Below are 23,363 nucleotides of genomic sequence, written 5' to 3' on the forward strand. Positions count from 1 at the left end.
GCTAAGTGGCCTTGGGCACGAGAGTGTCTCGTAGCTGATGCGTCACGAACCGTGATCATGAGTCCGAATAAGGTACTTTCTGCGGCATAAAAGTCGTAAAAATCGGGCATGGTTCATCCGTCCGTCTAGCGACCTTCAGCCGTTCGGCCCATGTCGGACATCGGGGACTAGCCGGACCATGGGAGACGCGTCGGCCGGCGGGACCCCGGCCGATGTCTATACATGTGGAGGAGTGACCCCGATGGCATCGCGAACGCACGAACCTGAGCCGCTACTCACACCGGCCGAGGTGGCGTCGATGTTCCGTGTCGACCCGAAGACGGTGACCCGGTGGGCCAAGGCTGGCAAGCTCAGCGCCATCCGGACCCTCGGCGGTCACCGCCGCTACCGCGAGTCGGAGGTTCGGGCCCTGCTGCAGGGGCAGATCCCCCAGCAGCGCCAGGGAGACTGACGAACCGGCGTTCTCCGGCGTTCCGATCAGGGGCGGTGCCGTCGCGGCGCCGCCCTTAATCGCGTCCGGGGCCCGGGCCGTCCAGCACGATCCGCAGCCCCACGGTGCCGCGCTCACCCCGGCGCAGCCGGCTGCCCAGCAGGCTCAGCCGCCCGATCAGCCGGTACTTCTGCTTGAGCAGCCCCCGGACCCGGTTCGTGCTCTCCGGGTCGGCGATCGTCGCGTGGCCCGGCACCGCCTCACCGTGCGGCCGGCCGCGCACGTCGCACGGCGCCACGGTCACACGACCGTCGCGCCGGATGCGCTTCACCTTGCCGGAGTCGGCCACGGTCCACACCGCCAGCCCGTCACCGTCGCGCACCGCCCACACCGGAGTCGGCACCGCCCGGCCGTCCTTGCGGAACGTGGTGAGCAGGACGTACTTCTCCGCCGCCAGGCGGTCCAGGTCGGTCACGCCGCCAAGGATACGGCGGCGACGGCGCCGCCGACCCCCGGATAGCGTTGCGGGCATGACCGGGGAACCCGAGATCGGCGACGTGTTCGGCGAGATGATCCGCGACGCGTACGCGGTCGCCACCGGGATCGGACCGCGCCCGATGGCCGGCGGCCGTCTGCCCCGCCCGGTCATCGAGATCATCGAGCGCGACGACGGGCTGATCAACGGCGCGCCGGCCGAGCACTACCTGGACCCGCCGCAGCGGTGGCAGCCGCACGACCACCGGGCCGTGGACCGGGTACGCGGGCACGTGCTCGACGTCGGCGTCGGCGCCGGCCGGATCGCGCTGCACCTCCAGGAGCGCGGCGTGCCGGTCACCGGGCTGGACACCTCGCTCGGCGCGCTGCGGGTCAGCCGTCACCGGGGCGTACGCGACCTGGTGCACGGCACCGTCGACGAGCACGCCGCCGACGGGCCGCGCTACGACACGTTCCTGCTGCTGGGCAACAATCTCGGGCTGTTCGAGGGGCGGGAACGTGCCCCGGCGATGCTGGCCGCGCTCGCCGCGCTGGCCCGACCCGACGCCCGGGTGATCGCCCACGGCACCGACCCGTACGGCACCACCGACCCGGTGCACACCGCGTACCACGAGCGCAATCGCCGGCGGGGCCGGATCGGCGGGCAACTGCGGCTGCGGCTGCGCTACCGGCTGCTCGGCACCGAGTGGTTCGACTACCTGGTCTGCTCGCCCGACGAGTTCGCCGAGCTGGTCCACGGCTCACCGTGGCGACTGACCGACGTGGACGACGCCGACCACCCCTACTACCTGGCCACGCTGACCCTGCGGTGAGCGGCGGAGCCGCCGGGATCCCCGGCGGCTCCGGCGCACCACTCAGACCTGGACGGTGGGGGTGGTCTGCTCCGGGGGCAGCCCGCCGTCGCCGTCGACCACCTCGTCCGGCGTGCCGTCCTCGTCGATGTCCACCATGGTGATGTCCACCTTGCCGTCACCGTCGGTGTCGAACTGGAACAGGTCGGCCTTGCCGTCGCCGTCGGTGTCCACCACCCAGACGTCGGTCTTGCCGTCGTTGTTGGTGTCCGCACGGAGCAGGTCCACCCGCTCGTCGCCGCGGGTCTCGACCGTCTCGGTGCTCTCCGCGCTCTCCGGTGCCTGGCTCATCTCGTTCCTTCCTTCGGCGTTGACGGCCGTCCTTACCCCGTCCGCTCCGCCCCCACGCATCCCCGGCGGCCCGGCCATGCATAGGGTCGCATGCAGGAACGAGCGAGCGGACGGGCCCGGCGGCGGACACCCCGCGCGCCCCCGCCGCGGCGAGGGGACGTGGATGAGTGGTCGTTTTGTGGTCGTCGGGGCCGGCACCATGGGCCTCGGCATCGCGTACGTGGCGGCCGGCGCCGGGTACGCGGTCGAACTGGTCGAGGTCGACCCCGCCCGGGGCGCCGAGGCGCTGCGCCGGCTCGGCGAGCTGTGGGACCGGGGCGTGCAGCGCGGCAAGCTGACCGAGGAGGCCGCCACCGCCAACCGTGAGCGCGTCACGCTCCGGGCCGGGCTCGCCGAGGTGGCCGAGGGCGCCGACGTGATCGTGGAGGCGGTGCCCGAGCGGCTCGACCTCAAGCGCGCCGTGCTGCGTGAGGCGGAGAGCCGCCGGCCCGCGCTGCTGGGCAGCAACACGTCCAGCATTCCGATCGCCGAACTGGCCGCCGGGCTGGAACGTCCCGCCGACTTCGTCGGGTTGCACTTCTTCAATCCGGTGTGGGCGATGGCGCTGCTCGAGGTCGTGGTCGGCCCGGCCACCGCGCCGCCGACCACCGAGGCGGCCGTCGCGCTCGCCGCCCGGCTGGGCAAGGACCCCGTCGTCGTACGCGACATGCCCGGCTTCGCCACCTCCCGGCTCGGCGTCACGCTCGGCCTGGAGGCGATCCGGATGGTGGCCGACGAGGTCGCGAGCCCGGCCGACATCGACAAGGCGATGGTGCTCGGCTACCGGCACCCGATCGGCCCGCTGGAGCTGACCGACCTCGTCGGGCTGGACGTGCGGCTCGACATCGCGCGCACGCTCCAGGCCGCGTACGGGGACCGCTTCGCGCCGCCGCCGCTGCTCGTCGAGATGGTCGCCGCCGGGAAGCTGGGCAAGAAGTCGGGTCAGGGCTTCTACACGTGGAAGGACGGCCAGAAGAAATGAGCGGGCTGCGGATCGAGGAACTGCCGGACCGGCTCGTGGTGACGCTGGACCGGCCGGAGAAGAGCAACGCCATCGACGCCGACCTGGTGGGCGAGCTGCACGCGGTCTGCGCCGACCTGGAGGCGCGTCCCCGGCTGCTGCTGCTCACCGGCGGGACGGCGGGCATCTTCGCCGGCGGCGCCGACATCGCCCAGCTCCGCGAACGCGGCCGGCTGGACGCGCTGGCCGCCATCAACCAGGGCGTCTTCGCCCGCATCCGGGCGCTGCCGATGCCCACTGTGGCCGCCGTCGACGGGCCGGCGCTGGGCGGCGGCGCCGAGCTGGCGTACGCCTGCGATCTCCGGGTGTGCACGGACCGCGCGGTGTTCGGTCAGCCCGAGGTGCGGCTGGGCATCCTGGCCGGCGCCGGCGCGACCTACCGGCTGCCGGCGCTGGTCGGTGAGGCCCGGGCCAAGGAACTGCTGTTCACCGGCCGGCGGGTGGACGCCGAGGAGGCGCTGCGGATCGGGCTGGTGAACCGGGTGGTGGCCGACCCGGACGAACTGCTGCCCACCGCGCACGGCCTGCTCGACGAGATAGCCAAGGGCTCCGCGCTGGCGCTGCGGTTGACCAAGATGGCGGTGGACGCCCCGGCGGCCGCGCACCCGCAGCTCGACCTGCTCAGCCAGGCGGTGCTCTTCGAGGACGAGGAGAAGCACCGGCGGATGACCGAGTTCCTGGACCGGCGCCGGGCACGCTGAGCCGAACGACGAGGGCCGCACCGGTGTCTTCCGGTGCGGCCCTTCGCGTCGGTGCGGCTCAGTGCTTGATATCGACTCCCGCGTCGTCCAGCGCGGTGATCGCCGGCGCGGACTCGGCGAAGCCGATGAGCAGCAGCGCCTCCGGTCCGAACGCCTTGATCTCCTTGGCGGTGCCGGTGAAGTCGACAGGCGTCTTCGGGTCGGCCGGCGGATCGTAGGTGAGCAGCTTGATCCGGTCCGCGCCGATCCCGGCCTTCTCCAGCTCCGAGCGGACGTTCTCCTGGAGGCCCTCGCCGTAGGAGTCCTTGCGGGCCAGGATCGCGATCTTGCGCGGCCCGTCCCGGAGCATCACGTCGGCCAGCGCGCGACCCTGGAGGCTGTCCGGCGGGGCGGTACGGAAGTAGAGGCCCCTGTCGTCCACAGCGCTCAGCCCCGCGTCGGTGTTCGACGGGGAGAACAGGATCCGGCCGGCGGCCACCACGTCCGGTAGCACGGCCCGCGAGATGCCGGAGCCACCCGCGCCGATGATGACCTGGACGCCCGTGCTGACGTGCGAGGCGACCGTGGCCTTGGCGACCTCGGGGTTGGTGCCGTCGTCACCCTCGATCCACTTCACCGGCTCACCGAGCACCCCACCGGCGGCGTTGACCTCCCGGATCGCGAGCGCCGCCCCGGCCGCCAGCGGCGGGTTGGCCAGCGCCAGGTCACCGGTCTTCGGCAGCAGCCCACCGAGGACCAGCGGGGCGTCCTTCGCCTTCCCGTCGCGCAGCTTGCGGCCATGCGGCGGCGTCTTGGTGCTCGCCCCGGACTCCTCACCGGCGCCGACGAACTCAGTTTTGCTGTCGTCGATCTTCTGGTTGTCGAAGTGCATCGTGCCGTAGCTCGCGGTGGCCGGCTCGCCGGTGTCGGTGAACCCGGCGCGGGTCAGCGACACACCCCGGTACTCGATGTCCCGGCCCGCGCGGGCGAGCAGGAGGCAGGCCGCCACCTCGTCGCAGCGCTCGCCGCCGGTGGTCACCCCGACGATCTGCTCAGCGATCGCGGCCGGTGCCGTGGTGCCGGCGAGCTGGGCGGCCAGCGCGCTGATCACGACCGCGTCGTACGACTCGCCGGCGTAGAGGAAGTCGCCCAGCTCCGGGTCTACGGCGAGTAGTCGTTCCTTGAAGCTCTCGGCCAGCGGAGTGAGGGGTGTGGTGCCCTTCATCCCGTTCACCAGGTCCGCCCGGTCCTTGAGCTCCGCAGCGTACGAATTGAGCATGTTGCCGTCGGTGCCGTAGAGGCGTACCTGGGTGGCAGGCGTTTCCTCCGGCTCGTCGCTCCCGCAGGCGCTCGTGGCGAGCAGGAGCGCCGCGCAGGCCATGGACAGGGCCGCGCGCGACGTGCGTGTTCTCAGCATGGTCGTCCTTCCTCCGGCGAAGGTCCGCTGCGCACCTTAGCGTGCTCGCGCAGCGTGCGGGACTGTGGAGTCGCCTCCGTAGGCATCCCGACTGCGGGTATTACTCTGCGTGTTCGACGGGCCGTTTCCTGGTCACCGCTTGACCCCCGGCGATACTGTTCCGCGGGTGAACGACGAAGCACAGCAGACGCTCGACGACGCGACCGCCGTGCTCCGTTCCGCCCTCACCGGTGACGGTGCCGGCGTGGTGGGCACGTTCGACGCGGTGGTGGACCGCTCCGGCCTCGCCGGGGCGTACGGAGTGGCGTGGTGCCTCGCCGCCACCATGCTCGGCGACGACACCCCGGGCGGCGGCGCCGCCCTCGACTTCCCCGGCATCGACCAGGCCGACTACGACACCCGCTGGGTGGCCCGCTTCGTCAGCGCCTGCGCCAACGACGACGCGGACACCGGCGAGGCGCTGTTCGGGGCGGCCGCGGCCGACGGGCTGCTGCCCGACTGCCTGCTCACCCTCGCCGGCTCGACCATCGCCACGCTGCGCAGCCGGTCGGACTGAGCCCGGCGCGCCGCCCCGCGCCCCGGCTGTGGTAGCTCTGGGTGCATGTCCGAGGCGATGCTCAGCAAGGTGCGCAAGCTGCTCGCCCAAGCAGAGGACCCGGCGTGCACGCCCGCCGAGTCGGCCGCCTTCATGGCCAAGGCCACCGAGCTGATCGCCCGCTACGGCGTCGACCGGGCGCTGCTCGCCGCCCGCGACCCGGCCGTCGACCCGGTCGGTGACCGGACCGTCGAGGTGGTCGCGCCGTACGCCCGGGACAAGGCCGGCCTGCTCGCGGCGGTCGCCGAGCCGCTGCGCTGCCGATGCGTACGTCGCCGGCAGGGCAACTGCTTCGTCATGCACCTGTTCGGCTTCGCCAGCGACCTGGAACGGGTCGAGCTGCTGTTCACCTCGCTGCTGGTGCAGGCCGCACACGGGCTGGCGGGTGCCGTCGTACCGGCCGGGGACCACCCGGCGGCGTTCCGGCGTACCTGGCTGGCCGGGTTCGCGTACGTCGTCGCGGAACGACTGCGCGCGGCCGAGAGCAAGGCGGTGGCGGAGGCGGGTGGACCCTCGACGGCACTGGTGCTCGCCGACCGCTCCGATCGCGTCCAGCGGCGGGTCGCCGAGGCGTACCCCCGGTTGCGCACCGCCCCGCGACGGCGGCTGGCGGGCGGTGGCTTCGGTTCCGGCGCGGACGCCGGCCGCCGGGCCGACCTGGGCGGCACCGGCGTGGGAGGAACCGGCGCGGTGCCCGGTATCGCCGGCTGACCGATCTCAGGCGGTGCGGGCGACGGTCGCCAGGTAGCGGCAGAGCAGTTCGTGCCAGCCCGCGGTGAGCGCCTCGCGGTAGCCCTCGGCCGCACTGCCGTGCCGGTCGAAGTAGCGGTGCTCGACGTCCACCCGGGTCCGCTCCGGACCGTCGGCGTGGAACAGGACCTCCACCTCGCTGGCCCGCGCCGGATCCGGCACCGGCACCCGGTCCGGGCCGATCTGCCAGGTGAAGACCAGGCGCCGCGGCGGATCCCAGGTCAGCACGCGGCCCCAGTCGTTGCGGAAGCCGTACGGGCCGATCTCGTAGAGCATGCCGCCGGCCCGCGGCTCGATGCCGATCGCGGCGAGCGCATCCGGGCCGGACCAGGTGTATTCACGCACCCACCAGTCGGCGAGCGCGCCGGTGAAGGCGGCGTACGCCCGCTCGGCGGACGCCGGGACGAGCAGGCTGCTGCGGAGGGAGAAGCGGTCGGATTCCTGCCGGACCTCATCCGGATCGGCCATCTCCTGTCCCATAGGTCCGGACCATACCGGCTCATGTCTCGGTGTGCAGCTTCCGTACGGCCCGCTTCCGGACACCGGGAACTCCGGTTCCCGACAGCGGCATCCGGCGGGATCGGCGGCCCACGGGAGGCACCGTTCGGCGCATCCGCGCGGCGCTGAGAGGGCTTCCGCGCGGTGCCGGCGGCGCTTCCGTGCGGGCGCGGGCGGAGCGGGCGTCGTCGGCCGGGGCGCGGCGGATGCCGTACCGGAAAGCGGGTATGCGCCGCCGACCGGACCGATGGGAGAGCGGGGAGCATGAGCGACAGCCGAGCCACCGAGCCAGTGCCGGACCCCGGCTACGAGCGGCCCACCTCGCCGGCCGGCGCGGAGCCGGAGCCGGACGTCCTGCTGGACGTGCCGGAGCTGACCGTCGACGAGATCCGGCTCACGGTCGACAGGCTCGACGCCGACCTGTCGCTGCGCGCCCGGCTGGCCAACCTGCTCCAGCTCGACGCCGGCGTCCGGGTGCACCTGGAGGGCGTCGAGCTGGACATCACCGGGGTGCGCGCCGAGGCGCTGCTCAAGGTACGGCTGGAGAAGCTGGTGCAGATCCTGGACCGGGCGCTGACCACCATCGACCGCAACCCGCAGCTGATCGACGCGCTGGCCCGCTCGGCCGGGGTCGCCCTGGAGGACGTGCACCGGGTCGCCGCGCCGGTGGTGGACCAGACCGGACGTACGGTGGCCGCGGCCGGCGAGGTGGTCGGGCGCACCGCTCCGGCGGTGGTCGACCGGGCGGCGCCGGCGGCCGGTGAGGTGGTCGACCGGGCGGGTCATGCGGTGCCCGGCCCGATCGAGGCACCCGAACCGCCCCAGCGCCCGGCCCGGACGGAGTCGCCACCGGCGGCCGGTGGTGATCGCGAGAGGCCCTCACCGGCAGCCGGCGCCCGGCGCCCGGAACCGCCACCGCCGTCCAGCGGCGATCGGCCGAAGCCGTCACCCGCACCCGGTGCCGGGCGGACCGAGCCGCCGCCCAATGCCGGGCGGACCGAGCCGCCCAATGCCGGACGGGCGGAGCCGTCACCGTCGTCCGGTGCCGGGCGGGAGGGGAAGGCGCAGTCCGAGCGTGCCGCCGGATCGCGGCCGGACGCCGGCGAGGGCTCGTCGGCCGACCGGTCCGGGGAGAAGAAGCGCGGCTCGGAGCGAACCGGCCAGCCGGCGAGCGCCGCCGCCGAGGCGGCACAGCTGGCGGGACAGGCCGGACAGGCACTCCGGCAGGCGGGCCGAAGCGTCTGGGAGGCGATCCAGGGCAGCCCAGGCCAGAACCGCCGCCCTCCCAAACCCTGACCGCTCGGTCCCTCCCGCCCGGCCCTCGCCCAGCCCACCCTCAGCCCGTTGATCAAGGAGTTTGTGTCCGGTTCACCCGCCCTTGATGAAACAAACTCCTTGATCAACGGGGCCGGCGGGGCCGAGCGCGGGCGGGCGGGGAGATGGCGTTACGCGGGTGGGAGGTTGTCCGGAGCTGCGGTGGCGGCCTGCTGGTGGCGGCGCAGCAGCTCCTGGAGGGCGGCGATCTCGGAGTGCAGGGCCTGACGGCCCTCCCGGGTGATCCGGATCCACGTCCGTGGACGACGGCCGTGGTAACCCTTCTCCACCTCGATCAGGCGTGCCTCCTCCAGCACGGCGAGGTGCCGGGACAGGTTGCCCGCGGTGAGTTCGAGGGCCTCCCGGAGATAGGCCACCTCCACCCGTTCGCCTTCGGTGGCGATGGTCAGGATGCCGAGCCGGTGCCGTTGGTGGACCGTGTCGTCGAGGCCGTTCGTCGGGAATTGCCCGCTCGCTCGAGGATCGTCCACGGTGCTCACGACTACCGATTGTGCTGCTTCTTCGCGGCGGCGAGCGCCAGACCCCCGCCGATCAGCAAGATCGGTGCCGGAAGCATGGCGGCGAGCATGAAGCTGAACCGGGTCAGATCACCCGGTTGCAGGTCGGATACCTGGAACCAGGCGTTCACGGCGACGAGCACTACTGAGTAGAGGCCGACCACCACCCACAGGCGCCGGCTGCGTTCCAGGCGGGCGAGAACCGCCAAACCCACGGCGATCACGAGGTGCGGCAACATGCCCCGGTTGGCGAGGCCGAGCAGCGGACCGGTCAGCCAATTGGTGCCGCCCTGCACCGGTCCGCTGGTGTTGAACAGCAGGAACTCCAGGACGATCGGAAGGGCGAGGCCGACGAGCGTGCCCGCGATGCCGGCGACGACGTACGCCCGGGTTGGGGTCTGGACGCCGGCTCGCCGGCCGTGCCAGCGGTACCAGGCCAGGCCGGCCAGGTAGCCGCCGACGAGCGCGGCCAGCCAGTACCAGCCCAGCGCGACCGACTTCTCCAGGAAGCCGCCACCGAGACCGGTCAGGGCGGGGCCGTCGGACCCGGCGCGCAGCGCGGGTGGCTCCACCGACTCGACGTACAGCGGCGCGGCCGCCGCGATGAGCACCCCGAAGAGCAGGAGCGGCAGCCAGTACGCCTGACGGGCCGCCCGGGCCTGCCGGCGGAGTGTGGTCATCGAGGCGAGCAGTTCCTGAGCACTGTCCTCGCGTGGTGACTCGGACGGCATGGTTCCTCCCGGCAGCCGATGCGCTGTGACCCAAATAGGTTTGCATCGCAAACCTAGATAACGCAAGCGACAGCTCTTGCTTCGACATTCCTCTAGGTTGACAGACGTCAAAACAGGAGGCAAAGTTGGCCCTGCTTCGATAAACATCTAGACAGGGAGTTCACATGTCCCGCGTCCAGCTCGCCCTGCGCGTGTCCGACCTCGAAGGCTCCGTGGCCTTCTACAGCAAGCTGTTCGGCGTCGAGCCGGCCAAGCGCCGCCCCGGCTACGCCAACTTCGCGGTGGAGAACCCGCCGCTGAAGCTCGTACTCCTCGAAGGTGAGCCCGGCCTGCCGACGGTGATGGACCACCTCGGGGTCGAGGTGTCCACCACCGACGAGGTCAACGCGGCGACCAGCCGGCTCACCGAGTCCGGCCTGATCACCCTGGAGGAGAACGACACCGAGTGCTGCTACGCGCTCCAGGACAAGGTCTGGGTGCGCGGCCCCGGCGACGAGCCGTGGGAGGTCTACACGGTCAAGGCCGACTCGCCGCAGCTGGAGAAGGTGACCGAGAGCGCCTGCTGCGCCTCGGACACGGCGGCGCAGCCCGCCGCTGTCTGAGCCGAATACCGCGAGGTCCCCACCGGCTCGTCTGCCGGTGGGGACCACGCCGCCGGCTCAGCCGCCGTTGCGGGAGAAAACCGGACCGGGAACTAGCTCACACGGGGAGACCGGCCCAACGGCAAGTTGGGAGTGACCCGCCGCGCTCCACGCGTCGTCGCCCGGGTCTCCGACGATCGTGGTCGTGTAGACGAAGGTCCGGCCTTCCCCGATCTTGTCGGGGTGCAGGCGCCAGTACGCGCCCTGCGGGCTGTCGCTGTCCTCCGGGTCCATCACCGTGAGCAGACCCTCCGGGTGTTGCGTCGGTGGGACGTAGGTCGCCCGGGGCTCACGGCACTGCTTGCCGTTCGGCACGTAGTCGATGACGGCGGGGACGCCGAGCTGGCGCAGCCGCGCCTCCAGACCCTTCGGGTCGCGGTACTCCCGGATGTAGATGCGGATCGAGCCGTCCGGGTCGCGCTCGGCGGCGTACGCCGGACCGTTCCCGGTGCCGAGCAGCGCGGGGACGCCGACGCCCGCCGCGACAGCGAGAACCGCCGCTGCGGCGAGCCCGATCGCGATGCGGTTGCGGTAGCGGTAGCGCAGGGTCGGGGTCTGCCGGGGCACGGCGGCGCGCTCGGCGACGACACCCTTGAGCTCGGAGAGCAGGCTCTCCTCGTACGGGGCGAGGGAACGATGCGTCGTCATGATGCTCCTTCGATCAGCTGCTGCGCGAGAGTGGGAACCGGGTGCCTGGTGAGGGCCTGCAATCTCCTTCGGGCGCGGAACATCCGGGCGCGGGCCACGAGCGGCGTGAGACCGACCGCTGCTGCCGCCTCGGTGACGCTCAACCCGTCCACCGCGACCAGTTCGATGAGCTGCCGGGTCGACTCCGGCATGCCGCTGAGCGCCTCATACGTCCGGCGGGCCGCCGCCTCGGCGTCGGCGCGGTCCTCGATGCGCTCGACGTCCTCCGTGCCGAGTGTCCGCCGTCCGCCGGCCCGCCACGCGGCGTTCTGCTCGCGGGCCTGCCGCTTCGACTCCCGGGCGATGACGTGACGGGCCACCCCGTGCAGCCAGCCGGCGACACTGCCGCGCTCGGGCCGGTAGGTGTGCGCGGACGTGATCACCGCCAGGAACACCTCGGAGGTAAGGTCGGCGACCGTGTGTGGATCGGATACCCGCCGGGCGATAATGCGGCCCACGAGGTCCGCATGGGCTCGGTAGAAGCGTTCGAACGCCTCCGGATCACTCCCGACGGCGCTGATGTCCTCAGCGCTCTCCTGCTTGATGTCTGCCATGGATGTCCTAGGTCTGGGTGGCGTCTTACCCGTACTTGAGCCGCTGAGCGGCTCGCGTTACGCCCTGATCCCGAATTCCTCGACCCGGCCGGAACCTACCGTGCTTCGGCGAACCTCAGCCGTCTGAAGCCCTCGACGTAGACGAACCGCTTGCCGTCCGGAGAGAAGCTCGGGTCGTCCGCGCGGGCGCCGTCGGCGATCCTCGTCTTCTTCCCGGTGCCGACGTCGACCGACCAGACCCCGCCCACGTGGTCCGACGAGACGGCGGCGATCACCGACCGGCCGTCCGGCGACACCGCCAGGCCGGCGAGGCCGGGAAGCTCCGTGACGAACCTGGCCGTGGCCGATCCGACGTCCCACTCGGTCAGGTGCCAGGTGAGATCGTCCGGACTCACCTCGGGAGGCAGCGGCAACCTGCCGAGGGAGTCGGGTGCGGTGATGAAGAACAGCCGGTCACCCAGCGCCGCGGGCGACCGTGCCAGCACCGTCGCCTCGCAATCCGTGTCACCGCCACTGAGGTTGAAGGTCGCCCCGCCCACCGTCACCGGAGAGCCGAACTCGTACGCCTTCCCGTCGGCGAGCAGCTGGATTCCTCCCGGACCGCACTCCCGGGGTGCCTGCACAAATCCCCGGTCGGCACCGTGCACGAGTGCGGCGTCGACGAGGAAGGGTGTCGACGCCAGCGGCTCGAACGTCTTGTCGGCGGGCGAGTAGCTGAGCAGTTCGGTGCCGTCCCAGCCGCATTCGAGGCCCACCCCGAGGTCGCCGCCGGGGCCTGCGAACAGGAAGCTGAACAAGCCCGCTTCGCAGGTGGATACCTCGGGCGCGCGCGTGAGAACGGGTTCCTCGGCGCTCCCGTCGGGTCGCTGCCGCCACACCTCGGCTACCCCCGAGCCCGAGGTCGAGGTCACCTCCCGCAGGTAGTAGACCCAGCCGTCGGCGGCCCAGACCGGATGGAACAGGGAGACACGGTCCAGGAGCCCCGAGACCCGGCCACACCCGCCGAGCAGGATCACGGCCAGTACGAGGACCGGCGCCAGAGCCGTACGCAGCGTCCGCACATGCGACCTTCCGGTGCCCACCTGCCTCATTCCGTCAGTCGCTCAGCGGGCTAACCATAGGCGCCGCCGCCGTTGCCGGGGTGCGTACCGTACACCCGGCAGGTATTCCGGCGCAGCGACCCGTGCCGGCCGTGGATCCGGCCCGTCGACCGGGAAGCGCAACCGTCGCGACCCCTAGCGGGACCGGACCACGGCCGTCACCTCGACCTCGAGCACAGCGCCCGGCAGGAAGAGTCTGCTGATCTCGACAGTCGTGCTCGCCGGCGGCGGTGTCCCCGGGAAGAGACGGCGCCGGACGGCCGCGTACGCCGGAAGGTCAGCCAGGTCCGTCATGAACGTGCGGATGTGCAGCACGTCGTCGAAGCTCGCCCCGTGCGCCGCGAGCACGCCGCCCACGATCTCGAAGATCCGTTCGGCCTGGGGGCCAGGGTCTCCGGGGGCCACCACCTCGCCGTCGTCGTCGACGGCGACCTGTCCGGCGAGCATCAGCAGCGCGCCGCCGCCGACATCGATCCGGGCGACGTGCGCGAAGCGGTCGCCGAACGGAGCCGCGACGGATGCGGGGTTGTCCAGGGTGAGGTGCATCAGCATCCCTTCAGGAAGTCGGCTGAGACGAGGCAGGAGAGATCCGCGTCCTGGTCCGGCGCGGCCCGCATCAGGTCGAGGGCGGCCTCCAGCACGGGAGCCGGCACCGGGCGGCGCAGCGCCAGCCGTGCGTCCTTCGCCGCCAGCGCGACTGCGAACGAGGCGCCCGGCGCGGTGACCCGCCCGACCGCACCGCTGAGGGCCCCTCGGCCGAGCACGTCGAGGGCGGTCTGTCTGTCGACACCGAGCGCTGCGGCGACAGCCAGCGCGTCGTGCAGCGCGGCGACACCCGTCACCAGGCCCGTGTTCGCGACGAGTTTGACGGCGGCACCTGCGCCGATCGGCCCGCAGTGACGGACCGAACCGAGTTGTTCCAGCACCGGAGCCGCCCTCTCCACGGCATCGGCGGTGCCGCCTGCGAAGATCGTCAGCGTGCCGGCCCGGGCGGCGTCGACGCTGCCGCCGACGGGGGCGTCGAGGAGTGAGACGCCCGCCGGAAGCCGGCCGGCCACTGCTCGGACTTCGTCCGGCCCGATCGTCGACATCTGCACCACGACCGTTCCGGGCCGGAGCGCGGCGGCGGCGCCGTCCGGCCCGAACAGCACCGTCTCGACCGCGCCGGCGTCGGCGAGCATGACGACGGCGACGTCGGCTCCGTCGATCGCGGCGGACGGGCTCGCGGCCACCGTCGCGCCGACTGCGGCCAGCGGCTCCGAGCGCTCCGGGCTGCGGTTCCACACTCTGACCCGGTTGCCGCCGGCCAGGAGGCGGCGCGCTGTCGGCGTACCCATGTGTCCTGTCCCGAGGACCGCGATGATCTTCACGCGGTAACGCTAGGCCGGGGAGAGCGATGCGACCAACGAATGTCTCGCATGTCTGCCATGCGTGATTACCATGCCTGCCATGGAGACTCAGCTGCTGGAGGTGTTCCGCACCGTCGCGCGGTACGGCTCGATCACTACCGCCGCACGCGCCCTCAGCTTCACCCAGTCGGCTGTCTCCCGGCAGATCGCCGCGCTCGAGGCCGACATCGGCGCTCGGCTCTTCGACCGGCTGCCCCGCGGCGTCGCCCTCACCGAGGAGGGGCGAGAGCTGCTCCCGCACGCCGAGGCGGTCCTCGACCGGCTCGACGCGGCCCGGCGTGACCTCGACGACCTGCGCGGGCTCGGCCGAGGGCGGCTGCGTGTGGGCGCCTTCCCGACCGCTGTCGCGGCTCTCGTACCCCGGGCGATGGCGTCGTTCCGCTCGGCCCATCCCGAGATCTCGCTGTCGCTGGTCGAGGGCGTGACGCCGCGGCTGCTGGAGCGCCTGCTCGCGGACGAGGCGGATGTGGCAGTGGTCAGCACCTCGCCCACGGGCGAGCTGGATCGCGAACGATTCGACCTGCGACATCTGCTCGACGAGCGGCTCCTGGTCGCGGTCGCGCGCGACCACCGGCTCGCGCGCCGCCGCTCGGTGCGCCTGGCGGACCTCGCCCAGGACGCGTTCGTCGTGGGCTCGGCCACCGCCGAGAACAGCCTGCTCCGGGCAAGCCTGCCCAGCGGCTTCTCGCCGCGCATCGACATCGTCGCCGCCGAGTGGACCGGCAAGCTGGGATGCGTCGCCGCCGGGCTGGGGGTGGCCCTGGTTCCGGCCCTGGCGGTACGCGGAACCCCGCCGGACATCGCCCTGCTACGCCTGCATCCGGACGACGAGTCGGTACGGCAGGTATTCGCGGCGACCGTGCGGGGCAGGACGCCGTCGCCGGCCGTCACGCACTTTCTCGAGCATCTGCGGGCGGAGGCGGCCCACCTGGGCTGACCACCTCGCGTCGTCCACGCCCGGACCGGACGGACGGGCGGGCGTGCCGGGAGAAAGCAGAACGCCGACCTGCGTCTCCGCTGATCGGCGTTCCTGTAGCCCGGCGAAAGGCTATGTGGCCAGGGGCGGGGTCGAACCGCCGACCTTCCGATTTTCAGGCACCCGCATTTCCGCAGCCCAGCGACTCGCGGCAGTCCGTTGTGCAACGGGTGTGCAACTAGCGCCGCGGTGGTGGACCCTCAGACCGCCGTGCGACATGGGACGATGACTTGATGAGCCTGCGTGACACGAACGGGACGTTTGTTGCCATCCAACTTGCGCTCGCGGCGCTGGGCGTCCTGCTGCTCGTCTTCGGCCTTCGGCTAGCGGTGACGCGACGGCCCTACAAGGTTGAGTCCAGCTCCGGACAGCCGACGTCAAGCGAGCAGATCCAAGCATTTCGCCTCAGTAGCGGTATCGCGTTGTTGGGCGCAGGTCTCCTTGCCGGGCAAGTCGTTGTGGCTTTGGACATGCCCTATCTGGGTCAGTACGTTCTTTTCGGAGTAGCGCTGCTCACGACCCTTGGTGCAGTGGGTTTGTTCCTGCCCTCTCGGAGCTAACCGTCACTCAGCCACGCATCGTGATGTGCCGGGGCAGCCGTGCAACGTCGCCATGCGCCGCCAGATCGGAGAGGGCTTTCGCGATCTCCCGATCACGCCCGTCAACGGCGTGCAGGTAGCGACGTGCTGCCGCCATGGACGAGTGGCCGAGCCGCTTCATCAGGTCCGCCAGCGTCGCGCCAGTCTGAGCGGCCAGAGTCTGACCTGTGTGCCGCAGGTCGTGGAAGGTCAGATCATCTAGACCTACCTTCTTCCTCGCCCGAACGAACGCCTGATACAAAGTGTCCCCCCGCAGTGGTGATCCGTCACGGCTGATGAACAGGCGATCTTTGCCCGCGTACTCATCTAGATGCAGGCGGATCAGCGGTACGACGTGCGGCGGGATGGCAATCGTGCGCTTCCCCGCCTCAGACTTGGGATCTTTGTCGAACGCCCTTCCCCACGGTGTGGTGGTGGTGTGGTGTGGGTCGGCGGCAGACAGTGAGGATGGCAGATATGAGGTTGTCGGAGCGTGAGGTGCGCCTACAGGCCGATGCCACCGTCGGGCATCTTGTTCCTCTCCGAGATGCCGGACGCTAAGTGACGCTTTGCGTCGTGCCGATGCTTGTCGCTGGCAGCTTGGCGGGAAGCAGTCGAATCCACATCCGAAGCGAGCTGATTGCGCTGCCGCCGATCCAAGAAAGCGATAATCCCGCCCACCAGCACCAATAACACCACGAGAGAAACCACCACCGTCGTCATACCATTGACGCTACGTTACGCGCGCCAGCTCTGGCCACGACCGGTAGCCGTACAGCCAAGGCCACCCGCTCACGCCGACGCCACCCGACAACACCAGAAGGGCTGACCAGGCGCGCAACCACCTGACCGGCCATCCGCGATCTTCTTCTAACAGGTCGTCAGCTAGTCCTAGCGGTCCGCATCCAGTCCGCAAGAGGTCGACGACGGCGGGGGAGTGGTGAGAGATGCCGAGAGGTGTTTCCGCTGGTAGAGGCCCAGGTGTCCAGGTCGCCGGGTCGCTCATTTTGATCTCATAACTCTTCGGTCGCCAAGCCGAATGCTCTACTAGCAGGACGGCCGGCCGTGCGATCCACGTGCGATAAGGGCCGGCCCCGAGCGGGATTCCGGGGTCAACGAGGGTCAGACCGGACAGGCGGGACCGTGAGGCGCAAAGCAGAACGCCGACCGGCGTTTCCGCTGGTCGGCGCTCCTGTAGCCCGGCGAAGGGCTATGTGGCCAGGGGCGGGGTCGAACCGCCAACCTTCCGATTTTCAGGCATCTACATTTCCGCAGTTCAGAGTGCCACCCGAGGTCGTCGTGCGATCTGTCGGACGATTGCGGCCTTGACGTGCCTTCGATGATGGGCGCATGAGTCTGGATGACGGTGACCCGGTCTTGACCGGTTTGAGCCTTGCGGCCGTGGTCCTCGGCCTCGCCTGGGTTGTACTCGGCGTGCGTGTGGCTGTGTCACGACGGTTTCCCGCAGTCTGGATTCGGTTGGCACGCCCGACGCCGAGCCAGCGGGCCCAGCCCGTACGTATGGGCTGCGCCCAGGCCATGAGCGGTGCGGGCCTGGTCGGTTTTGGGGCCACGTTCCTCATCCCTATGCCCTATCCAGTTGGAGTTGCCCTGATCGCGGTGTACCTGTTGCTTCTACTGACTGCGGCGGGATCGGTGGCGCTGCTCCGCCGCTAGCCGCGCATGGTGATGTGCCGGGGCAGTCGCGCGACATCACCGTGCGCGGCCAGCTCGGACAGGGCCTTGGCGATTTCGCGGTCGTGGCCGTCGACGGCGTGCAGGTACCGGCGGGCCGCCGCCATGGACGAGTGCCCGAGTCGCTTCATCAGGTCGGCCAGGGTCGCGGTCTGCGCGGCGAGGGTCTGCCCGGTGTGCCGTAGGTCGTGGAAGGTCAGGTCATCAAGGCGGCCCGCAAGCGGACCGCGCCGGCCCGGCCCCGGCCTGCTGGCGACCTCCGGCCGGGCATCGGCCGGGCCGGCCGGCCACGCTGACGGATGCAAGAGCTGTTTGCCCTCCGGGCGGGGATCTTCGACAGAGATGGGGGATTTCCGTCCGGATGGTGCGGTGGTCAGTGGTTGCGCGGGTCGCCGTGTGAGGAAGGGCACGCGTGCGATCTACGTGCGATAGGCGGCGGCAATCAGCGGCCAAGAGGGTCAGCCACGGGCAACACCGCTCGATGCCGGACGAGGGCATAAAACAAGGTCCCCACCGGCGTTTCCGCTGGTGGGGACCTTTGTAGCCCGGCGAAAGGCTATGTGGCCAGGGGCGGGGTCGAACCGCCGACCTTCCGATTTTCAGTCGGACGCTCGTACCAACTGAGCTACCTGGCCGTGGTGCTCGACACATGCTACCGCACGGGCCGATACGCAGAACGCCGCGCATCGAGCTGCGCGGCGTCAGCGCTTGCGGTCCTGACGGGACTTGAACCCGCGACCTCCGCCTTGACAGGGCGGCGAGCACTCCAACTGCTCCACAGGACCTGGCTGGTGTTGCATCCGGCGCGAGCCGGACCGTGCCCCCAACGGGATTCGAACCCGTGCTACCGCCTTGAAAGGGCGGCGTCCTGGGCCGCTAGACGATGAGGGCGGCCCCGCCATCATTGCACACTCGCAACTTCAAGCGGACTTGCTCCCATCCGGCCCCGCCGGAGGCAGGAGAAGCATATGTCATGCCTGCGCGGACGACCAAACCGGTATGGGCCTGGCCGTGGAGCGGCGTAAAACCGCAGTTCAGCGCGGTAGGGCGATGCCGAATCTCCGCTTCAGGTCCGGAATCAGGTGCCGGCAGGCGGCCATCGTCTGGGCCCGGTCGCCGCCCGCGTCGTGCATCAGCACGACCGAGCCGTGCCGGGTGGCACCCTTCACCCGCTTGATGATCGTCTTCGCCGGTGGGTGGTCCCAGTCCTGCGGGTCCACGCTCCAGTGCAGCGGGCGCAGGCCCATCTGCTTGGCGATCGTGACCTCCTCGGCCGTCCAGCGGCCGCCGGGCTGGCGGAACCAGGTGATCGGCGCCTTGGGCGCGGCGGCGTGGATGGCCTCGTTCGTCCGTTCCAGGTCGGCCCGGATCTCGGCGGCGGAGCGCCGGCCCAGGTTCACGTCATGGTGCCAGCTGTGGTTGCAGAGCTGGTGCCCCTCGCGGACGATCCGGGCGACCAGCTCCGGGTAGCGCTTGGCCTGCTGCCCGACGACGCAGAAGGTGGCCTTCACGCGGGCTGCCCGGAGCTGGGCCAGGATCTGCGGGGTGTAGCGGGGATCCGGCCCGTCGTCGAAGGTGAGCGCCACGCCGTTGCTCCCGCTGGCTCGGTGCAGGCCCGCCGGCAGCTTCTTCGGCGCCGGGCGCAGCTTCGGCTTCGCGGGAGTGGTGGGGGTCGGTGAGGGCTTCGTCACCGGCGTCGGGGACGGCGACGCCGAGGCCGACGGCGGTGCGGCGGCCTTTTCGAGTGACTTGCCGGCTTCGCCGCAGCCGGTGATGAGGAGCACCAGGCCCAGAACGAGCGCCGACAGGGCGCGTGGACGCATTCGTCGCTCCCGGAGGGGTCGGGGTCAGACGGACTTTCCGACCGTAGCGGACGCCGACCCGGAACGGGAGAGGGGCTCAGCTCGTCGTCGACTGGTCCAGCGAGTCCCGTACCGCCAAGGCCAGCGACAACGCCTCGGCCAGGTCCACCGGCCGGACCACCCCGGCCGGCAGCGAGTCGGCCCGCCAGCCGGGCCCGGCGGCGAGCACCAGCAGCGGCCGGCGCGGGACGGTCAGCAGCGCGGTGAGCTGGCAGGGGTCGGCCGTCGCGCGGGTGTGCGACCAGAGCACCACGGCCGCCGGGCCGGTCCGGTTGACCGCCTCCACCAGGGCGGGTACCGGCACCCGGGCACCGAGCATGCGATAACTCACACCGGCCTCGGCCAGTGCGGCGGCGAGCGCCTCCAGCGGCAGCGAGTGCTGCTCCTCGTCGGCGCAGGAGAGCAGGATCCGGGGCGGCCCCGTGGTCGGGTGGGCCCGGGCCACAGTGGCGAACGCCACCGAGACGCACCGGGACATGAGGTGTTCCACCTCGATCAGCGCGGAGGTGGCGGCGTGCCGCTCCCCGATGCCGGCGAGCACCGGCCGCAGCAGCCCCTCCCAGGTCGCCACCACCCCGTCGGTGGCCAGCGCGTCGGCGATGGTCCGGCCGATGGTCACCGAGTCCAGTCGCATGGCGGCACGGGCCAGCCCGCGCGCCGCCGGACCGGCCCGCCCGACCGGGATGGTGGTGCCGCCGCCGTCGCGTACCGTCGAGGCCCTCGCCTTGAGGCCGCGCCGCTCCGGAGGCAGCACGGCCGGCGCCTGCCGGGCCCAGCGGGCGGCCTCGGCGGGTGCCACCCCCTCGGCGGTCAGCCGGCGCATGATCTCCAGCTGGGCGAGGTCGGCCGGCGTGTAGCGCCGGTGGTGGCCCGGCACGTGCTCGCTGGGGCCGAGACCGTAGCGCTGGTGCCAGGTACGCAGCGTGGTGACCGCCACGCCCAGTCGGCGTGCGACGGCCCCCGCGCTCAGCGCCTCATCGGCCACCCGACCGCTCCGGTGCCTCGGTGGCCGGTACGCCCGGCCGGGACGCGTCGGTCGGGTGCAGCAGCCGGTTGACCACGCCGCCGAGCCACGGGGCGTACTCGCGGGGGTTGGCGTCCAGGTCGGCCACCACCGCGCCGGGGTCGACCCAGCGCAGGTCGGCCACCTCGTCCGGGTCGGGCCGCGTGACCAGGTCGGCCGGTACGTCGGCGCGCAGCACGTGGTCGTACTCGAACTCGACGCGTCCGGTGGCCGGGTCCTCCGCGTAGTAGAGGTAGACGCCCACCTCGGTGAGGTCGACCGGGTCGACGCCGAGTTCCTCGGCGAGCCGCCGGTTGGCGGCCTCGGACAGCGACTGGCCGGGCAGCGGATGGCCGCAGCAGGAGTTCGCCCAGCGCAGCGGGAACCGCGTCTTGACCGCGGCCCGCTGCTGCAACAGCACCCGCCCCTCGGGGTCGACGAGGAGCACCGAGAAGGCGCGGTGCAGCCGTCCGGGTGGCTGGTGGGCGGTCGCCACGGTGGTCTCGCCGACCACCCGGCCGTCGTCGTCGACCAGCTCGACCAGGTGGGTCTCCCGTTCGCTCACGACATCGTCCCGGTGATCCGGGCGGCGGCGAGCTTGCCGCTGATCAGCACCATCGGCACGCCGACGCCCGGCTGGGTGCCGGAGCCGACGAACACCACGTTGTCCAGCGTGCGGTGCAGGTTGGAGGGGCGGAACGGGCCGGTCTGGAAGAGGCTGTGCGCGGCGGCGAACGGGGTGCCGGCGGCCATGCCCTGCGCCGCCCAGTCGGCCGGGGTGACGGCCTCCATCACCTCGATGCCGTCGCCGAAGCCGACGTAGCCGCGCTCCTCGAGCGTGGTCACGAGCTGCTCGGCGTACCGCTGCGTCAGGTCACCCGTCCAGTCGAACGGCGCGCGTTCGAGGTTCGGCACCGGTGCGAGCACGTAGTAGGTGTGCTTCCCGGCCGGCGCCACCGACGGGTCGGTGCGGCTCGGGTTCGTCACCAGCAGCGACGGGTCGGTCATCAGCTCGCCTCGGCGGATCACCTCGTCGAACGTCCCCTTCCAGGAGCGCCCGAAGTGGATGTTGTGGTGGGCGATCTTGCCATAGCCCTGCGTCGAACCGATGTGCAGCACCACGCAGGACGGCGAGTAGGTCAGCTTGCGCTGCCGGCTGGGCGGCAGCAGATCCTGGTAGGCGACCGGCAGGTCCGGGTTGAGCACGACCGTGTCGGCGGGGACGAAGTCGCCGTCCGCGGTGACGACGCCGGTGGCGCGGCCGTTGGCGGTCTCCACCCGGGTCACCGTGGTGCCGTACCGGATCTGCACGCCGTGCTTCTCCGCCGCGCCGGCCATCCCACGCGAGACCGCGTGGATGCCGCCGCGCGGGAAGCACACCCCGGCCACCGAGTCGAGGTACGCGATGACCGTGTAGATCGCCAGCGCGTCGTGCGGCGACAGGCCCGCGTACATGGCCTGGAAGGAGAAGATCCGCTGGGTACGCGGGTCACGGAAGAACTGGTTGATCTTCGTCTGGAGTCGCCGGAAGGCGCCGTTGGCGAACAGCTTCAACAGGTTGCCGGTGAGCAGGTCGGTCGGCGCGTCGAGGTTGCGCTCGATGAAGTCGGCCCGTTCCCACTGCCACAGGTTGCGCGCGTAGTCGACGAAACGCAGGTAGCCGTCGGCCTCCCGGGGGCCGCAGACGCGGGCGATCTCGGCGGCCATCCGGGTGGTGTCGGTGATGACGTCGAGCGTCGACCCGTCCGGGTAGTAGGCGCGGTACGCCGGGTCGAGCGGGCTCAGGTCGAGCCAGTCGGTCAGCTCCTCGCCCACCGCGCCGACCGCCTCGGCGATCAGGTCGGGCATGGTGAGGACGGTCGGGCCGGTGTCGAACTCGTACCCGTCGACGCTGAGCCGCCCGGCGCGCCCGCCCGGCACCGGCTCGCGTTCCAGCACCGTCACCTGCCGGCCGCTGCCGGCCAGGTGCAGCGCGCAGGCCAGCCCACCCAGCCCGGCGCCGACCACTACCACCCGGTCGGTCCGTCCCTTGACGGTACGCATTCCGGCCCCCTTGCTCACGAAGTTGCTCATCATGCCCGCCGCGCCGTGGCGGCGGTGGCGAGGCCGGTCAGCGCGGTGCGCGCCGTCTCGTCGATCGGTGCGGTGCCGAGCGCGGCGAGCGCCTCGGTCACCCGGTCGGAGATCATCCGCTCCACCCGGGCCGTGGCCCCGGTGTCGCGGACCACGTCGGCCAGCCGGTCCACCTCGCGTGCCGAGGTGACCGAGCCGGCCCGCTCCAGGGCGCGGCGCTGCGCCGGGTCGGCGAGCTGCCGGGCCAACATCAGCAGCGCGGTCGGCTTGCCGGTACGCAGGTCGTCCCCGGCCGGCTTGCCGGTGGTCTGCGGGTCGCCGTAGACGCCCAGCAGGTCGTCGCGGAGCTGGAACGCCTCGCCGACGGCCAGCCCGTACCGGGTGTACGCGGCGATGAGCGGGTCGTCCGCGTCGGCGCCGGCCAGGCAGGCGCCGAACAGCAGCGGACGCTGGACGGTGTAGCTGGCGGTCTTGTACCGCGCCACCCGCAGCGCCCGGTCGACGGTCCAGTTCGCCGAGTCGTTCTCGCCGAGCACGTCCAGGAACTGCCCGGCGACCGTCTCGACCCGCATCTGGTCGTAGCAGCGGCGCACGTCGAGCAGCCGGTCCGCCGGGACCGCCGCGTGTGCCATCAGCCGGTCGGCCCACACCATGCAGAGGTCGCCGATGAGGACGGCGACGGCTTCGCCGTACCGGTCGGGGTCGCCCGTGTGTCCGGCGGCCCGGTGCCGGGCGGCGGCGGCCCGGTGCGCGGTGGGCAGTCCTCGCCGGGTGTCGGAGGCGTCCATCACGTCGTCGTGCACCAGCGCGAACGTGTGCAGCAGTTCGAGCGCGGACAGGGCCGGGAGCACCGAGCGCAGCGGTTCCTCCCCGCCGACCACGCCCCGCCATCCCCAGTACGCGAACGTGGGGCGGACCCGCTTGCCGCCGGCCAGCACGCAGTCGCGCGCCGTCGCGGCGAAACCACCCATCGCTGCGTCGATCTCGGTGAGCGATTCGACTTCCGCGGCCAGGAACGCCGCGAGCGTCTCATCGACCCCTTTGATCAGGTCTTTCGTGAACGCGGCCAGTACGCCGCGGACCGGATCGTCCGTCGCCCCGGGCTGAGCCGGCGCGACGCGGAGCGCATTACCCGCAACTGCGTCGTTGGCCATG

General features: G+C 71.6%; 30 protein-coding genes and 3 tRNA genes. 11 read left to right on the forward strand and 22 right to left on the reverse strand.

The window, feature by feature from the left end:
* Nucleotides 1–241: 241 nt before the first annotated feature.
* Nucleotides 242–451, forward strand: a complete 210-nt coding sequence (locus tag ACN27D_RS14950; protein WP_007073996.1) for a BldC family transcriptional regulator — start codon at nt 242–244, stop codon at nt 449–451.
* 55 nt (nt 452–506) lie between these two features.
* Here ACN27D_RS14950 and ACN27D_RS14955 read toward each other — a convergent pair whose 3' ends face one another.
* Nucleotides 507–905, reverse strand: a complete 399-nt coding sequence (locus tag ACN27D_RS14955) for a PPOX class F420-dependent oxidoreductase (RefSeq protein ID WP_120572276.1) — start codon at nt 903–905, stop codon at nt 507–509.
* Between the two features lie 55 nt (nt 906–960).
* Between ACN27D_RS14955 and ACN27D_RS14960 the strand changes: the two genes are divergently transcribed.
* Nucleotides 961–1,737, forward strand: coding sequence for a class I SAM-dependent methyltransferase (locus ACN27D_RS14960; protein WP_120572275.1), 777 nt, complete (start codon nt 961–963; stop codon nt 1,735–1,737).
* 42 nt (nt 1,738–1,779) lie between these two features.
* Here ACN27D_RS14960 and ACN27D_RS14965 read toward each other — a convergent pair whose 3' ends face one another.
* Nucleotides 1,780–2,067, reverse strand: a complete 288-nt coding sequence (locus ACN27D_RS14965; protein ID WP_013283434.1) for a hypothetical protein — start codon at nt 2,065–2,067, stop codon at nt 1,780–1,782.
* Nucleotides 2,068–2,230: 163 nt separating this feature from the next.
* Here ACN27D_RS14965 and ACN27D_RS14970 point away from each other — a divergent pair, with 163 nt between their 5' ends.
* The gene (locus ACN27D_RS14970; RefSeq protein WP_120572274.1) at nt 2,231–3,088 is read left to right on the forward strand and encodes a 3-hydroxyacyl-CoA dehydrogenase family protein; all 858 of its coding nucleotides are present in this window, start codon (nt 2,231–2,233) and stop codon (nt 3,086–3,088) included.
* Nucleotides 3,085–3,828, forward strand: a complete 744-nt coding sequence (locus ACN27D_RS14975; protein ID WP_120572273.1) for an enoyl-CoA hydratase/isomerase family protein — start codon at nt 3,085–3,087, stop codon at nt 3,826–3,828. Before ACN27D_RS14970 ends, ACN27D_RS14975 begins: the two co-directional genes overlap by 4 nt.
* A gap of 58 nt (nt 3,829–3,886) precedes the next feature.
* Here ACN27D_RS14975 and ACN27D_RS14980 read toward each other — a convergent pair whose 3' ends face one another.
* A complete protein-coding gene (locus ACN27D_RS14980) occupies nt 3,887–5,224 on the reverse strand; it encodes an ABC transporter substrate-binding protein (RefSeq protein WP_120572272.1) in 1,338 nt (445 codons plus the stop codon).
* 166 nt (nt 5,225–5,390) lie between these two features.
* Here ACN27D_RS14980 and ACN27D_RS14985 point away from each other — a divergent pair, with 166 nt between their 5' ends.
* Both ACN27D_RS14985 and ACN27D_RS14990 read left to right on the forward strand, forming a co-directional pair.
* On the forward strand, nt 5,391–5,780 hold the full coding sequence (locus ACN27D_RS14985) for a hypothetical protein (RefSeq protein ID WP_120572271.1): 390 nt from the start codon (nt 5,391–5,393) through the stop codon (nt 5,778–5,780).
* Between the two features lie 45 nt (nt 5,781–5,825).
* Entirely contained in the window at nt 5,826–6,530 is a 705-nt protein-coding gene (locus ACN27D_RS14990) for a DUF2786 domain-containing protein (RefSeq protein ID WP_120572270.1), read from the forward strand.
* Nucleotides 6,531–6,536: 6 nt separating this feature from the next.
* On the opposite strand, the gene ACN27D_RS14995 is transcribed toward ACN27D_RS14990, so the two are convergent.
* Nucleotides 6,537–7,049, reverse strand: coding sequence for an SRPBCC family protein (locus ACN27D_RS14995; protein ID WP_162959239.1), 513 nt, complete (start codon nt 7,047–7,049; stop codon nt 6,537–6,539).
* 282 nt (nt 7,050–7,331) lie between these two features.
* Between ACN27D_RS14995 and ACN27D_RS15000 the strand changes: the two genes are divergently transcribed.
* Nucleotides 7,332–8,363, forward strand: a complete 1,032-nt coding sequence (locus ACN27D_RS15000) for a hypothetical protein (protein ID WP_358170788.1) — start codon at nt 7,332–7,334, stop codon at nt 8,361–8,363.
* A 149-nt stretch (nt 8,364–8,512) separates the two neighbouring features.
* On the opposite strand, the gene ACN27D_RS15005 is transcribed toward ACN27D_RS15000, so the two are convergent.
* Together ACN27D_RS15005 and ACN27D_RS15010 are read right to left on the reverse strand one after the other, a co-directional pair.
* Nucleotides 8,513–8,881, reverse strand: a complete 369-nt coding sequence (locus tag ACN27D_RS15005; protein WP_120572268.1) for a winged helix-turn-helix domain-containing protein — start codon at nt 8,879–8,881, stop codon at nt 8,513–8,515.
* Nucleotides 8,882–8,883: 2 nt separating this feature from the next.
* A complete protein-coding gene (locus ACN27D_RS15010; protein WP_120572267.1) occupies nt 8,884–9,630 on the reverse strand; it encodes a hypothetical protein in 747 nt (248 codons plus the stop codon).
* A 164-nt stretch (nt 9,631–9,794) separates the two neighbouring features.
* Between ACN27D_RS15010 and ACN27D_RS15015 the strand changes: the two genes are divergently transcribed.
* Nucleotides 9,795–10,232, forward strand: coding sequence for an ArsI/CadI family heavy metal resistance metalloenzyme (locus tag ACN27D_RS15015; protein WP_120572266.1), 438 nt, complete (start codon nt 9,795–9,797; stop codon nt 10,230–10,232).
* 57 nt (nt 10,233–10,289) lie between these two features.
* Here the strand turns inward: ACN27D_RS15015 and ACN27D_RS15020 are convergent, their stop codons facing one another.
* From ACN27D_RS15020 to ACN27D_RS15040, 5 genes are all read right to left on the reverse strand, one after another.
* Entirely contained in the window at nt 10,290–10,919 is a 630-nt protein-coding gene (locus ACN27D_RS15020) for a hypothetical protein (protein WP_120572265.1), read from the reverse strand.
* On the reverse strand, nt 10,916–11,512 hold the full coding sequence (locus tag ACN27D_RS15025) for an RNA polymerase sigma factor (RefSeq protein ID WP_120572264.1): 597 nt from the start codon (nt 11,510–11,512) through the stop codon (nt 10,916–10,918). Before ACN27D_RS15025 ends, ACN27D_RS15020 begins: the two co-directional genes overlap by 4 nt.
* A 95-nt stretch (nt 11,513–11,607) precedes the next feature.
* Entirely contained in the window at nt 11,608–12,594 is a 987-nt protein-coding gene (locus ACN27D_RS15030; protein ID WP_358170792.1) for a hypothetical protein, read from the reverse strand.
* Nucleotides 12,595–12,747: 153 nt separating this feature from the next.
* A complete protein-coding gene (locus ACN27D_RS15035) occupies nt 12,748–13,158 on the reverse strand; it encodes a RidA family protein (RefSeq protein ID WP_358170794.1) in 411 nt (136 codons plus the stop codon).
* Complete coding sequence (locus tag ACN27D_RS15040) at nt 13,158–13,982, reverse strand: NAD(P)-dependent oxidoreductase (protein WP_358170795.1); 825 nt, start codon at nt 13,980–13,982, stop codon at nt 13,158–13,160. Before ACN27D_RS15040 ends, ACN27D_RS15035 begins: the two co-directional genes overlap by 1 nt.
* Nucleotides 13,983–14,061: 79 nt before the next feature.
* Between ACN27D_RS15040 and ACN27D_RS15045 the strand changes: the two genes are divergently transcribed.
* Both ACN27D_RS15045 and ACN27D_RS15050 read left to right on the forward strand, forming a co-directional pair.
* Complete coding sequence (locus ACN27D_RS15045; protein WP_358170796.1) at nt 14,062–14,958, forward strand: LysR family transcriptional regulator; 897 nt, start codon at nt 14,062–14,064, stop codon at nt 14,956–14,958.
* A gap of 272 nt (nt 14,959–15,230) precedes the next feature.
* Nucleotides 15,231–15,557, forward strand: a complete 327-nt coding sequence (locus ACN27D_RS15050; RefSeq protein WP_120572259.1) for a hypothetical protein — start codon at nt 15,231–15,233, stop codon at nt 15,555–15,557.
* A gap of 7 nt (nt 15,558–15,564) precedes the next feature.
* Here the strand turns inward: ACN27D_RS15050 and ACN27D_RS15055 are convergent, their stop codons facing one another.
* Nucleotides 15,565–16,050 (reverse strand): tyrosine-type recombinase/integrase, encoded by a 486-nt coding sequence (locus ACN27D_RS15055; protein ID WP_120572258.1) that lies wholly within the window; start codon nt 16,048–16,050, stop codon nt 15,565–15,567.
* Nucleotides 16,051–16,079: 29 nt separating this feature from the next.
* Complete coding sequence (locus ACN27D_RS15060; protein ID WP_244933153.1) at nt 16,080–16,298, reverse strand: hypothetical protein; 219 nt, start codon at nt 16,296–16,298, stop codon at nt 16,080–16,082.
* A gap of 627 nt (nt 16,299–16,925) precedes the next feature.
* Between ACN27D_RS15060 and ACN27D_RS15065 the strand changes: the two genes are divergently transcribed.
* Nucleotides 16,926–17,252 (forward strand): hypothetical protein, encoded by a 327-nt coding sequence (locus ACN27D_RS15065; RefSeq protein ID WP_120572257.1) that lies wholly within the window; start codon nt 16,926–16,928, stop codon nt 17,250–17,252.
* On the opposite strand, the gene ACN27D_RS15070 is transcribed toward ACN27D_RS15065, so the two are convergent.
* From ACN27D_RS15070 to ACN27D_RS15110, 9 genes are all read right to left on the reverse strand, one after another.
* On the reverse strand, nt 17,249–17,575 hold the full coding sequence (locus tag ACN27D_RS15070; protein WP_358170798.1) for a tyrosine-type recombinase/integrase: 327 nt from the start codon (nt 17,573–17,575) through the stop codon (nt 17,249–17,251). The two genes, ACN27D_RS15065 and ACN27D_RS15070, sit on opposite strands and share 4 nt — an antisense overlap.
* Nucleotides 17,576–17,831: 256 nt before the next feature.
* A tRNA-Phe gene (locus ACN27D_RS15075) sits at nt 17,832–17,905 on the reverse strand.
* Between the two features lie 76 nt (nt 17,906–17,981).
* Nucleotides 17,982–18,055 (reverse strand) — tRNA-Asp (locus ACN27D_RS15080).
* A 33-nt stretch (nt 18,056–18,088) separates the two neighbouring features.
* Nucleotides 18,089–18,161: transfer RNA gene (locus ACN27D_RS15085), tRNA-Glu, on the reverse strand.
* 143 nt (nt 18,162–18,304) lie between these two features.
* Nucleotides 18,305–19,093, reverse strand: coding sequence for a polysaccharide deacetylase family protein (locus ACN27D_RS15090; protein ID WP_358170799.1), 789 nt, complete (start codon nt 19,091–19,093; stop codon nt 18,305–18,307).
* Between the two features lie 76 nt (nt 19,094–19,169).
* Nucleotides 19,170–20,117, reverse strand: coding sequence for a MerR family transcriptional regulator (locus ACN27D_RS15095; protein WP_358170800.1), 948 nt, complete (start codon nt 20,115–20,117; stop codon nt 19,170–19,172).
* Nucleotides 20,107–20,700: an isopentenyl-diphosphate Delta-isomerase gene (gene idi / locus ACN27D_RS15100; RefSeq protein ID WP_358170802.1), complete on the reverse strand. Its 594-nt coding sequence runs from the start codon at nt 20,698–20,700 to the stop codon at nt 20,107–20,109. The genes ACN27D_RS15095 and idi overlap by 11 nt, the downstream gene beginning before the upstream one ends.
* A complete protein-coding gene (gene crtI / locus ACN27D_RS15105; protein ID WP_358171369.1) occupies nt 20,697–22,178 on the reverse strand; it encodes a phytoene desaturase family protein in 1,482 nt (493 codons plus the stop codon). Before crtI ends, idi begins: the two co-directional genes overlap by 4 nt.
* Before the next feature lie 29 nt (nt 22,179–22,207).
* Entirely contained in the window at nt 22,208–23,362 is a 1,155-nt protein-coding gene (locus tag ACN27D_RS15110; RefSeq protein ID WP_358170803.1) for a polyprenyl synthetase family protein, read from the reverse strand.
* Nucleotide 23,363: the final 1 nt, after the last annotated feature.

The sequence above is a fragment of the Micromonospora sp. WMMD1274 genome, from assembly GCF_049179035.1.
Classification (GTDB): Bacteria; Actinomycetota; Actinomycetes; order Mycobacteriales; family Micromonosporaceae; genus Micromonospora; species Micromonospora tulbaghiae.